General features: G+C 53.8%; 11 protein-coding genes. 4 read left to right on the forward strand and 7 right to left on the reverse strand.

Annotated elements, in window-relative coordinates:
- Nucleotides 1-56: 56 nt before the first annotated feature.
- A complete protein-coding gene (rlmH, locus tag J0A68_RS03490; RefSeq protein WP_206576794.1) occupies nucleotides 57-530 on the reverse strand; it encodes a 23S rRNA (pseudouridine(1915)-N(3))-methyltransferase RlmH in 474 nt (157 codons plus the stop codon).
- Between the two features lie 242 nt (nucleotides 531-772).
- On the opposite strand from rlmH, the gene J0A68_RS03495 reads away from it, so the two are divergent.
- Together J0A68_RS03495 and J0A68_RS03500 are read left to right on the forward strand one after the other, a co-directional pair.
- A complete protein-coding gene (locus J0A68_RS03495; protein ID WP_206576795.1) occupies nucleotides 773-3910 on the forward strand; it encodes a S41 family peptidase in 3138 nt (1045 codons plus the stop codon).
- Between the two features lie 62 nt (nucleotides 3911-3972).
- On the forward strand, nucleotides 3973-5157 hold the full coding sequence (locus tag J0A68_RS03500; protein ID WP_206576796.1) for a PDDEXK nuclease domain-containing protein: 1185 nt from the start codon (nucleotides 3973-3975) through the stop codon (nucleotides 5155-5157).
- 89 nt (nucleotides 5158-5246) lie between these two features.
- Here the strand turns inward: J0A68_RS03500 and J0A68_RS03505 are convergent, their stop codons facing one another.
- Nucleotides 5247-5720 (reverse strand): YcxB family protein, encoded by a 474-nt coding sequence (locus tag J0A68_RS03505; protein ID WP_206576797.1) that lies wholly within the window; start codon nucleotides 5718-5720, stop codon nucleotides 5247-5249.
- Between the two features lie 151 nt (nucleotides 5721-5871).
- On the opposite strand from J0A68_RS03505, the gene J0A68_RS03510 reads away from it, so the two are divergent.
- Entirely contained in the window at nucleotides 5872-6102 is a 231-nt protein-coding gene (locus J0A68_RS03510; protein ID WP_206576798.1) for a hypothetical protein, read from the forward strand.
- Here the strand turns inward: J0A68_RS03510 and J0A68_RS03515 are convergent.
- Nucleotides 6099-6512 carry a Fur family transcriptional regulator gene (locus J0A68_RS03515; RefSeq protein WP_206576799.1) on the reverse strand — a complete coding sequence of 138 codons (414 nt, stop codon included), beginning with the start codon at nucleotides 6510-6512 and terminating at the stop codon, nucleotides 6099-6101. The two genes, J0A68_RS03510 and J0A68_RS03515, sit on opposite strands and share 4 nt — an antisense overlap.
- Before the next feature lie 77 nt (nucleotides 6513-6589).
- Nucleotides 6590-9124: a zinc-dependent metalloprotease gene (locus tag J0A68_RS03520; RefSeq protein ID WP_206576800.1), complete on the reverse strand. Its 2535-nt coding sequence runs from the start codon at nucleotides 9122-9124 to the stop codon at nucleotides 6590-6592.
- Between the two features lie 418 nt (nucleotides 9125-9542).
- Here J0A68_RS03520 and J0A68_RS03525 point away from each other — a divergent pair, with 418 nt between their 5' ends.
- Nucleotides 9543-10370, forward strand: coding sequence for a mechanosensitive ion channel family protein (locus J0A68_RS03525; protein ID WP_206576801.1), 828 nt, complete (start codon nucleotides 9543-9545; stop codon nucleotides 10368-10370).
- A gap of 56 nt (nucleotides 10371-10426) precedes the next feature.
- On the opposite strand, the gene J0A68_RS03530 is transcribed toward J0A68_RS03525, so the two are convergent.
- From J0A68_RS03530 to J0A68_RS03540, 3 genes are read right to left on the reverse strand one after another with little or no spacing between them, the layout of a single operon-like run.
- Complete coding sequence (locus J0A68_RS03530; RefSeq protein ID WP_206576802.1) at nucleotides 10427-11104, reverse strand: nitroreductase family protein; 678 nt, start codon at nucleotides 11102-11104, stop codon at nucleotides 10427-10429.
- 54 nt (nucleotides 11105-11158) lie between these two features.
- On the reverse strand, nucleotides 11159-11986 hold the full coding sequence (locus J0A68_RS03535) for a hypothetical protein (protein WP_206576803.1): 828 nt from the start codon (nucleotides 11984-11986) through the stop codon (nucleotides 11159-11161).
- 18 nt (nucleotides 11987-12004) lie between these two features.
- The gene (locus tag J0A68_RS03540; RefSeq protein ID WP_206576804.1) at nucleotides 12005-12160 is read right to left on the reverse strand and encodes a hypothetical protein; all 156 of its coding nucleotides are present in this window, start codon (nucleotides 12158-12160) and stop codon (nucleotides 12005-12007) included.
- Nucleotides 12161-12255: the final 95 nt, after the last annotated feature.

Genomic DNA, 12255 nt, shown 5'->3' on the forward strand with positions numbered 1-12255 from the left:
CCTTGGCATACTGAATGCTGCCAACTGCGACTGCTAGCTGCCCCCTGAGAAAAAGCCTACTGATGATGGTAGGGCTCGTTGCGGAGGATGGTCATGGCCCGGTAAAGCTGCTCGATGAAAAAAGGCCGGATCATCTGATGCGAAAAAGTCATCTTGGAAATGGAGATTTTCCCATTGGCACGGCTGTAGACCTGCTCGGAAAAGCCATACGGACCGCCGATCACGAAGATCAACTGCTTCAGGCCGGAATTCATCTTATTCTGGAGATAGTCCGAAAAGTCCACCGAAGTGTAGCTTTTGCCCCGCTCGTCCAGGAGCACGAGATCGTCGGAGGAAAGGACGTTTTTCAGGATCAGCTCGCCCTCCTTTTCCTTCTGGAGGACTTCGGAGAGGGACTTGGTGTTTTTCAGGTCGGGGATGATCTCCAGCTCAAACTTGATATAAAAATTCAGACGCTTGCTGTACTCCTCGATCAGGGCGATGATGGCTTTGTGGTCTGTCTTGCCGATGGCGATGAGCTTGATGGTCATGCACAAATCTAGGAAATATCGGTATCCGCTATAATGTCTAGCGTATTTCCTATATCGGAAATTGTTGCAGACACCTGTCCACGCCTGCCTGTGGTAGGCAGGGTCGACAGACGACAGTCCACCGCCTGTGAAACAAGCGGGACTGATCCCTGTCAGGGTAGAAGTTCCACTCGACCCTTTTCCCTTTCCAAACTCGGGGAATAAACTTACTTTCCTTCTCATAACTTCCAGAACCCAGACGTATGAGAAAGACACTCGCTGCCCTCGGATTTTTTTGCGCCGCAAACCTCGCGTTTGCCCAGTCTACGGCTCCCTATTTTGTCCTCGATCCCACGCTGACTCCCGATGCGGGGGAGATCGTCTTCAGCTATGACGGAGACCTGTGGAAAGTGCCCACGGCCGGTGGAGCCGCACTGCGACTCACGGCCATGGAAGGGATCGAAAGCCGCCCCGCCGTCTCGCCAGATGGAAAGTGGCTGGCCTTCACAGCCGAGCAATATGGCAACAAAGACATTTTCCTCATGCCGATGGCTGGAGGGGAAATCCGACAGCTGACCTTCCACGAAGGTGCCGACGAGGTGGAGTCGTGGAGCTGGGAGAGCGACAAGGTGTATTTCACCTCCGACCGCTACAACCGCTTTGCGGCCTATGAAGTAGGTCTCAGCGGGGCTACGCCCAAGCGGCTCTTTGACCACTACTTCAATACCATCCACGGAGCTGTGGTGCAGCCCAAGACCGGCGAGATTTTTTTCAACGAGACCTGGGAAAGCAAGACCTTCGCCCACCGCAAGCGCTACAAGGGCGAGTACAATCCCGACATCCAGTCCTATAATCCGGCTACGAAGAAATTCACCCAGTACACCGACTACGAGGGCAAGGACTTTGGCGCGACGATAGACCAAAGCGGAAACGTCTTTTTCCAATCCGACGAAGCCAACGGAGAGTACAACCTCTACACGCTTAAGGCTGGCGCAAAGACACAACTCACTGACTTTGCCTCCTCGATCATGTGGCCCAAGGTGAGCGCAAACGGAGAAAAGATCGTTTTCCGCAAGGATTACCAGGTCTTCGTCTACGACGTGGCCTCCGGACAGACCACGCAGCCCAGCATTTCCCTTTTTCAAAACCAGACCCTAGAGCGGGAGATCAACCGCAACGTGGCGGGGAGCATACGCCAGCTCGATGTGTCGCCTGACGGTACGAAGATGGCCTTTGTGAGCCGGGGCATCCTTTTCATCTCTGACGTGAAGGGGAAATTCGTCAAGCAAATCCCCACCGATCCCAAGGAAGCCGTGGAGGAAGTGAAGTGGCTGGCGGACAACAAAACCCTGATCTATTCCCGCACCGTGAAGGGCTATCACAACTGGTTTACCATCTCCGCACAGAATCCCGGCGAGGAAAAGCAGCTGACCAACGACCTGTTCAAAAACCGGCTCCTGTCGCTGAACAAGGATCGCACGCTGGGAGTGTACATCGGGGGCAGAAACCTCCTGCGGGAGATTGACCTGAAGACGTTGCAAAGCAAAACCCTCGCGGAAGACGAGTTTTGGGGGCTTTATACGCCCCAGCCCTACTTCTCGCCGGATGATGCCTACGTGGTGTTTAGCCCGATCCGCAATTTCGAGCGGGAGGTGATGCTGTACCACCGCCCCAGCCAAAAGACGCTCAACCTGACCGAGACCTTGGTCACGGAAACCTCGCCTTATTGGTCTCCTGATGGGAAGTACCTCTACTTTTCCTCCGACCGCACGCACGCGAGCTATCCTTACGGCACCACGGACGCGCATGTGTACCGCATGAAGCTGGACAAGTTTGCGGAGCTTTTCGAGTCGGACAAAGTCGCGGAGCTTTTCAAGGAAGAGCCTAAGGAAGACAAGGATAAAAAGGAGCCGAAGGAGGAAAAATCCCCCGTGACCGTCAAAATCACGCCCGGCGACCTGATGGACAGGCTGGAGCTGGTCGGGCCGTCCTTTGGCGAGCAGGACAGTCCGGTCGTGTTGCAGAAGAACGGGAAGACTTGGGTGTTTTACGTCTCCAACCACGACCAGGGCACGCCCAAGCTGTGGAAGACCACTTTTGAGGATTTTGAGAAGACCAAAACCGAGAAGGTGGGCGACGAGAGGGTCGGCGGCTTTGAGTTGGTACAGGCCAAGGACAAAGTTTATCTGCTGGCGGGAGGCAAGGTCCACACACTCGATCCGGCTGGAAACAAAACCGAAGAGGTCAAGATTTCGCAGGCTTTCAGCAAAAACCTCCGGGATGAGTTCGAGCAGATGTACTACGAGGCTTGGGCGGGCATGGAGCAAAACTTCTACGACGGGGACTTTCATGGCGAGAGCTGGCAGGAATTGCGCGACCGCTACGCCAATTTTTTGCCCTACGTGCACAGCCGCGAGCATCTCCGCACGATCTTCAACGACATGCTGGGTGAGCTGAACACCTCGCATTTTGGCTTTAGCTCCTATGGCGAGGAGGAGGAGGGCTACTTTGGCACCCGATCCATGAATGCCGGGATTGTCTTTGACGAGGAAAATCCCTTCCTGGTCGACCGCGTTCTCAAGCACAGCCCTGCGGATCTCGAGCCTGCTCCGGTGCAGCCAGGAGACCGCCTGGTCGCCGTCAATGGCGCGAAGGTGGACTCAGCCAAAAACCGGGAGCTGTACTTTGCCGCCCCCACCATGGCCGAGGAGCTGCACCTGACCTTTGACAGAAAAGGAAAGGAAGTCACCCTCAAAGTGCATCCGGCTTCCAGCGGACAGCTGAAAAACTGGCTCTATGACGAGTGGATGGACGAAAACGAAGCCTATGTGGACGAAAAGTCCGACAACCGAATCTCCTACGTCCACATGAAAAACATGGGCGGGGGCGAGCTGCAGCACTTCCTAGAGTACATGGTGTCCAACAAGGCCGACCGCGAAGCCCTTATCCTCGACCTTCGCTACAATACCGGTGGCAACGTCCATGACCCGGTGTTGCAGTTTCTCAGCCAGCGAAGCTACCTCCAGTGGAAATACCGGGACGGCCAGCTGACCAAGCAGCCTAATTTCGCCCCGGCCGACAAGCCGATCGTCCTGCTGATCAACGAGCAGTCCCTCTCCGACGCCGAGATGACCGCGCAGGGTTTTATGCATCTGGGGCTGGGTACGATCATCGGGACGGAGACTTACCGCTGGATCATCTTTACTTCGGGACAGGGCCTGGTGGACGGTTCCTTCTATCGTCTGCCTGCATGGGGTTGCTATACCTTGGACGGACGCAACCTGGAGAAGGACGGCGTCGAGCCGGATATCCGCATGGATGAGGGATTTGTCGACCGGCTGGAAGGGGAGCAAAAGCAGCTGGACAAGGCCATCGAGGTGATCTTGGAGAAGTTGAGGTAGGTCTGCCTACTTGTTTCAGTGGAAACTGCGATTTTGGTATAATTTCGATCTTTTGGCGACTCATGGATATCGACTACAAGAGCTTTCTTTCAATGGTAAAGGAGCAGATCGGTACGGCTCAGGTGAAAGCGGTAAGCGCTGCCAACAAAGAAATGCTATTGCTCTATTGGACGCTGGGCCAAATGCTGCTCGCGCATCAGTCCGCCAAAGGCTGGGGAGCGAAGGTAATCGACCTGTTGAGTAGAGACTTGAAAAAAGAGTTGCCGGGACAAAAAGGGTTTTCGGTTCGGAACCTGAAATACATGCGGAAATTTGCCTTGGAGTATCCGCTCCTGACCATCCGGAGGCTCAACCAAGCCTCCGAGGAAATTCTTCGACAGGATACTTCCCAGGCAACGGTGCAAAAGATAGTTTCAGAAATTGTGCAACAGGTGGATGCACAGACAGAAGATCAGGAAAGAAGGACATTCCCAATTGTGCAACAGCCTGTTGCACAATTGGATCAGCAAGAGTTCTACCACTCCGTCTTGGGAGGGGTTTCTTGGTCACATCATGTCATTCTTTTGGACAAAGTCCCCCATATGGGCAAACGATTGTGGTACATGCATCACGCCATTGAGTTTGGTATCAGCAGAAATATACTCGCCATGCAAATCGAAAGCAGCCTGTTTGAAAGGCAGGTGGTAGCAAAGAAGGTTGCCAATTTTAGCCGTGTTCTACCTCCTCAACGATCGGATTTCGCAACCTATCTGATAAAAGACCCCTACATATTTGATTTTGTCCAAGCCAAAGAGGCCGCAGATGAACGAAATGTCGAAGCCCAGCTGGCTAGCCACGTGACTAAATTTCTGCTTGAACTTGGAAAAGGCTTTGCCTTTGTAGCTAGGCAAATGCCATTCGAGGTGGGAGGAGACAGCTTTTATGCGGACTTGGTCTTTTATCACATCAAATTGAAATGCTATGTCATCGTCGAATTGAAGGCAAGGGAATTTCGGCCAGGCGATGCCAGCCAGCTTAATTTTTATGTCAATCTTGCCAACGATAAACTGAAGTCGGAAGGGGATAATGAAACTATCGGACTTTTACTGTGTAAGGGGAAAAATGAAATGGTTGCAGAATACAGTCTAAAGGGATTTTCCAATGCGATGGGAGTGACAGACTACCAGATTTCCCGAGCAATACCCGACGAGTTGAAGTCTGAACTTCCTCAAATAGAAGAGATTGAGGACGGGTTTAAGGAGTTGTAAGCCTGGGAAAATCCAAATGCTATCTCGGTCTGTAGAAAAGCGAAAGCCACCCCATTTTTGGGGTGGCTTTCGCTTTTTGCCTTTGGAATTTACTTGATCAGCTCCTTGCGTTTCAGGATCGTCTCCATGAACTTCTTTTCGTTTTCGGTATTGAAGATCCGGAAGGGCAGGTGGATAAACTGCGCCTTGGACATGTACAGCACGAAGGCGTCCTTAGTGAGCTCCACGCGCTTGATCATGTTCCACTGCACTGGCATGCCTTCGCGGGCGTTGAGCTTCATCAGGATCTGGCGGCTGTCGATCTCGTAGGCCATTTTTTGGAAGATGGCTTTGTTTTGCTCCATCTGCGTAATGCCGGTGAACTGGATAGCCCAAAACAACACGTACAGCGCGTAGGCGATCAGGGCGCCAATGATCCACCAGATGGACGCGATCCAGAAGTAGCCGCAGCAGATCGCCAGGGCGATCAGGATCACCCACCACTGCTCCTTGAGGATGGAGATGAGTCCCATTTTGATGTAGGTGCCGGTTTCGAGCTGGTATTTTTTGGTTTTGATAATCATCGGTCAGGTATTAGCGAGCGCAAATATCCGCCTATCCGATTGATTTAGCAAGCCGAAAAAAATCATAAATCCCGCAAGGGGGTGAAAACAAATGGACTATTCAATTGATTTAGAAGGGGCATTCGACTATCTTATCTGAAAATTTTTGGCCATGAACAGTCTCGTGATCGATCTCTTTATGTGCGGTGTGGCTTACGTCATCTTGATCTATTTTGTGGCCACCATGACTAAAAACTCCCTCAAGCGGGGCAACAGCAACAACGACGATGGAGACGGGGGAGTCGAAAACCTCACCCCTCCCAAGATCGACCTTCCTCCCGGCGTGATCTGGCCTTCGGATGTGCCCAAAAAATCCAAGACACCCGAGCCTGCCGACTTCTAGTGGCACTTTTCGCAGATTCCCTGCACCAATAGGCTCATTTCCTTTTTTTCAAAGCCCTGCGGAAGCTTGACCTGCGGCAAGACAATATCCTCCAGGCAAGTCGTCTCCCCGCAATTTTCACACTTGAAGTGTACATGCTCGTGGCTGTGGTCGTGCTCCACTTCTCCATGCGCGCAGAGTGCATACTTGGTCGCTCCGCTGTCGTCTAGGACTTTGTGGATGAGGTCTTTGTCCAGGAAAGTCTTGAGCGTGCGGTAGATCGTCACCCGGTCAAACTGCTGGTTGAGCGTGTCTTCGAGATCCGAGTGCGACAGGGCGATGTTCTTGTCCAAAAACTCCTGGATGATCTCCAGCCGGCAGTCGGTGATCCTGAGCTTGTGGGACTGTAGTATGGATGTGGGGCTTGGCATGAGTCAGCTTTGATGGTCAAATTAACTCAAAAAAAGGAGGTTAAAAAAATGGCGCCGATTTCGGCGCCATTTGTCGTTTACTTTCCCGATTCCTCGGCGAGGATCTTTTCGATCCGCGCCTGGGCATCTTCGAGGTGCAGCTTGGACATTCGGTCCGAAGTGCGTCCGGCAGCAGACTTGATCTGTGCCAGGAGTGTCTTCAATTCTCCCCTCGCCATAGGACGGATGTCCGACTGGGAAGCATTGATCTGCGGGCCTACATACTGGCGAAACTGTGCCGGGACAGGGCTTGGGCTCTCGGTGAGCAGCTCTTCCAGCTTTTCGATGTGCGCACGCTGCAGGGCTCTGCGGTGCACGTCGATGGTTTTGCCGGAGGCGAGTTCGGTCCAGATGCCCTTTCTCAGATCGTCAAAAAGCTCGGTGATCTTATAGGCGTCGGCACCGTTGAGTGCTTCGTTTTCGATCACGCGGCCCAGACGACCCCAGTCGAGCAAGCCGTTGAGGGAGGTCACTTGGATCCCTCTGATTCTCTCCAATGCGCCGAAATCACCGATTCGGGAAATGATCTCATCATCCATCATCCAGGTAGGAGTGGCAAACAGCTGCTTGTTGAGGAAGTCCACGGCCGACTTTTGCATAGCCTTGGACGTGTGTGTGTACACAGGTGTGCCCTCTCCGGAGGATTTGTACACTTCCTCCACGCCGCCGACGTTGGTGCGGACGTGGCCCATGTAGCGGTTAAACTGGGTGATGACCTGACCGTACATTTCTTCCAGGTCGGAGTAGTCTTTGAAAGGCTTGTTTTCCTCAGCGGTCCATTCACGCAGGTTAGGCATGATGCGCTTGAGGTTTTGGATGCCGTATTCGGAGGCTTTCACGGCGTTGTCTCCCAAGTCTTCGGACTGGGTGGTCGGGTCATAGCTGTTGCCTTGTCGGCCATAGCGGTAGATAGGATCGCCATTTTTCGCCACAATCCACTCGTTCAGCGTGGCCTGCTCGTCCTCGGGAGTCTTGGCATCCGGGATAGGTCGGTAGCCCCACATCACGGCATACTTGTCATAAGGGCCGACGTTTGGCATCAGGCTCACGCCCTTGTCCTCAGGCTGCGCAATATAGTTGAAGCGTGCGTAGTCCATGATGGATGGCGCAGTGCCAAATTCCTGCGTAAACGCCGCGTCGCGAAGCTTTTCCACCGGATAGGCTACGGATGAGGCAAAGTTGTGTGGCAAGCCCAGGGTGTGGCCTACTTCGTGGGAGGAGACGAATCGGATCAAGCGACCCATGGTTTCCTCGGAGAAGTTGACCCCTCTCGCATCTGGATTGATGGCAGCGGTCTGGATGAAAAACCAGTTTCTCAGCAGGTTCATGACGTTGTGGTACCAGCCGATGTGGGATTCCAGGATTTCTCCGGATCTCGGGTCAGATACGTGTGGCCCGTAGGCGTTTTGGATGTCGGAGGCAAAATAGCGGATCACGGAGAATCGGGCATCTTCGGCACTCCAGGTGGGATCTTCCTCGGGGCTTGGGGCTTCCTTGGCCAAGATGGCATTTTTGAAACCAGCCTCTTCAAAGGCTACCTGCCAGTCTTCCACACCGGCGATCAGGTAGGGCACCCACTGCTTTGGAGTAGCCGGATCGATGTAGAACACGATCGGTTTCACCGGCTCCACGAGTTCGCCACGCTTGAATTTTTCCATGTCTTCTGGCTTCACTTCCAGTCTCCAGCGATCCAGGTAGCGACGGGAGGCGGCTTTTTGCTGGTCGGAACCGTAGTCCACGTAGGATCTGGCAAACCAGCCCACACGGCGGTCAGCCAGTCGCTGCTTCATAGGCTCCTTGGGCAGGAGGATCATGGAGGCGTTCATCTCCAAGGTGATCAGTCCGGTGGAGCTGTTTGACGGCGGCTCAGAGGCGGAATAGGTCAGCACATAGCGCGACTCGATGTTGATCGGGTAGGAATTGATGTGCGAGATGTAGGTGCGGTCGGTGTCCAGACGGGTCACCTTGTATTGGGTTCTCCTGTTGCGCTGGAGGCCCAGAGCCGGGGTGTCCTTGTTAAACAAGTCGGTCACCTCGATCACCGTGCCGGTGGAGTCGGTCGCTCGGGACTTCACGGAAAACTTTTGGAGGATAGGCTCCAGGTTGGAGGCTTTCACCGCCAGGGAGATAGGCAGCGAATCGGCCGCGTAGTTGTTGACAGAGACGACCTTCAGCAGGATGTCGTCGCCGTTTTTGTCCCAGCGTACCATCAGGTTGTTGGTGTTTTCTCCGCCATACCCGATGCCGTCGGCGGTCTTGGCCACCCTCACCACCATCAGCATGTCTCTGCCTAGGAGGGAATCGGGGATTTCATAGTAGTATTTGTCATCGATCTGATGGACGTTGAAGAGCCCTTCTTTGGTCTTGGCCTTGGCCGTGATGACCTCTTTGTAGGGTTTGGGTCCATTGCTGGGAGCACTGGGCTGAGGCCTCGCAGGCGCCGTCGGGGCGGGCTGCTCCTTTTCTTTTTTCTTTTTCTTCTGGGCAAAAGAGTCCTCTGCGGAAAACAGAGACCCCATTACGGCCAAAACAAAAGCAGTTCTCCTCAGCAATTTGGGTAGTGTTCTGTTCATTTTAGGTAAAGTTGGAATTTGGAATTAAAATAACCTCCAAACGACGGGATGGCGAGGCTGGCAGGGGCTTTTTTTGATAAGCGGCTAAAACCCATGGCAAAAAGGCGCGACTCGGGAGCCCAACGTGGCCCAATATCGCGTGGGCGGAACAATTTGCCGAAAGGGAGGGTTAGTAGCTTGGCCTTGTCGCGCTCCATCTGGCATGTAGCGTGATGCCCTTTCGCGAAAAAATCCCAAGCCCCCTCCGTGGGCTTCGCATACGGCAAGTAGGATTATTTCCATGTTGGATCGCCTGTCTGGACAGGATTAATGGGCTATTCCCCGTAAATTGTCATTTTCAATCAGGCCTTTGCCAAGCATATTTTGCGCTGCCGACTGGCAGTGCCCATATTTTCATCAACCAACCTAATATTTTACTATGGAACTTTCTCCGGAAACTATCGAATCACTTTTAAACCAGGGTGTTGCCTTGCTCTACCGGATCGTGCCTTCGCTGATCTATGCCCTGCTTTTTTACATCGTTGGGCGGTTTATTGTCAACAAGCTGGTCAATGGGTTCAGAAAAGTCCTCAACGCCCGTGAAGCCAATCCCTCGCTGAACACCTTTCTGGTCGGCTTGGTAAAGGCCCTGCTCTATGTCTCCCTATTCATCGGGATTGCCACGATCCTCGGGGTGCCGATGTCCTCGTTTTTGGCCATACTGGGTGCTGCGGGCTTGGCCATAGGCCTGGCGCTGCAGGGTTCCCTGTCCAATTTTGCAGGCGGGGTACTGATCCTGCTTTTCAAACCCTTCAAAGTCGGCGACGTGATCGAGGGCCAAGGCAATACCGGTACGGTGACCAAGATCGACATCCTCTACACCCACCTCCATACTTTTGACAACAAGGAAGTCGTGATCCCCAATGGCAACCTGGCCAACTCCGAGGTGATCAACTACAGCTCCCAGCCAACTCGCCGGACCGAAATCAAGGTGGGGGTATCCTACACCACCGATGTAAACCGGGCGAGGGAAGTCATTCTTGATATCCTGAAAAAGGACGAGCGCGTGCATGCCGAACCAGCTCCGGTAGTCTTCCTACAAAACTTTGGGGACAGCTCTCTGGATCTGATCGTCCGGGCCTGGACCGACAGTGGCGACCTTTGGCCGGTGTACTTCGAGACCATGGAAAAAATCAAGTTGGCCTTCGACGCGAATGAGATCGAGATCCCATTCCCGCAGCGGGTCGTCTATACCAAAAACGACTAAATCGCTCTGATGCCCTAGATCCCCCAATTGGCAGGCTGCCGATTGGGGGATTTTTGTTAGTAGCGGATGAGAATTTCGTCGAGGGGCTTTCTGGTGATCGCAGGCACAAAGGTCTCTGCCTTGGCGAAGCCTACCGGCAGCAGGAGAAAAGGCTTTTCGTGGGCAGGCCGAGCGAGGATTTCACTGAGAAAATTCATTGGACTCGGCGTATGGGTGACCGTGGCCAGACCTGCCTGGTGTATGGCCGCGATGAGAAAGCCGCAGGCGATACCCACGGACTCGGAGACGTAGTAGTGTTGGGTTTTCTCTCCTTCCTTCATCCCGTAGGACTGCTTGAAGACCACGATGAGGTAGGGTGCTTCTTCCAGAAACGGCTTTCGCCAGTCCGTGCCAAGAGGCTTCAGATCCTCTTTCCAGCCGTCGGGCATCCGTGAGCCGTAGCTTATCTTTTCCTCCTCCTCGGCCGCTAGCCGGATCTGCCGCTTGATTTCCGGATTTTCTACCACGCAAAAGGTCCAAGGCTGCTTGTGGGCTCCAGAGGGTGCCGTCCCGGCCGTGAGGACGATATGGTCTATCACCTCCCTGGGGATGGGCCGGGTGTCAAACTCCCTCACCGTCCGCCGCTGGGCCATGGATTCGTAGAAGGCCCGCGCGTTGTCTTCCAGTTGTTCCAGGCTGAGCTCGGGGCGGCTGTAGGCGATGTGCTCAAAGCCACTGATCAGTTTTTTGTCCATAAAAAAACGGTTAGCCCGAAAGTTAACCGTTTTTGAAAGAGTAGTGGATATCCCTTAGTCCAGCGTGATTTCCTTGGAGCCACCGGGGTAGGTCAAGGTGGCGTTTTTGTCGCAAGCCCCTTGACCAAGGTCGGCGGAGATGGTGATTCCCTGGACTACGAAGTCCAACTTGCCGGCACTTGGCATATAGACTCCGGTTCTCACGCATTCCTGGTTGATGATCAGGGCATCGGTCACTAGGGCGGTGTAGTCTACGCCTTCCCGGCTTTTTCCCGCAGAGGTGCCGGTGACGGCGATCTTGTAGCCGCTGGAGCCGAGGGTCAGCACCCGACTCTGCGTGCTGGTATAGGTGGCAGAGGAGTTGTCCGGCCAGGTGAGCTTACCATTTTCGACTTTCACGCTCAGGGTGATGCTGCTCGTGCTGAGGTTGACGCCGGCATTGGTGAGGGTGCGGGTGCCTTCGATCTTGATGCCGTCCACTTCATAGCCCTCAAAGGTGGTGACGACGGAGGTGGTGGGGAGCAGAAAATTCTTGCTGGAATAGGTCAGGATGAGCTTTCCTTTTCTTTGTCTGCCACTCGGGCTGGTGCATCCTGTGCCAAAGTCAACGGTGATCTTTTTGCCGGATTCGTTGTGGCTGACGACCGTGTTGGCGCAGATGTCGGCATTCGTCTGGGTGCGCAGCCCCAATCCGCTGGACTGTAGGATGTCCAAGGTCAGTAGGTCTGTGTCTTCGTAGGTCGCATTGACCTCAAACTGCTCCTCCACCACGGCTAGCTTCGGCTCTGGATCGACGGGGTCGCCGTCCTCACCGCAGGAAAACAACAGGACTGGGAGCGCTGACAGCGCAAACTTGATCAGGTTTAGGGAATAGGATTTCATTTTGAAGGACGATTTGGCTTATTTTTTCTTTTTGTCTTCCGGCTTTTCGGGCTTGGCAGCTTTGCCTCCCACACAGCCGATATTCTGAGTGAAGGAAATGTCATCTGGCAGGATCCCCATGCCTTGGCTGAGATCCCATTCGGCGGCAGTATTCTCCTCTTTTTTCTTTTTCATGGCCTAGGTGCTGGTGACGGATAGCTAAAATCGCCTTTTTTGACGGGATATCAGACTAGCCGCTTGATTTTCTTATGAACGAGGTAGGCTATCTC

It is taken from the genome of Algoriphagus oliviformis (genome assembly GCF_017254915.1).
Classification (GTDB): Bacteria; Bacteroidota; Bacteroidia; order Cytophagales; family Cyclobacteriaceae; genus Algoriphagus; species Algoriphagus oliviformis.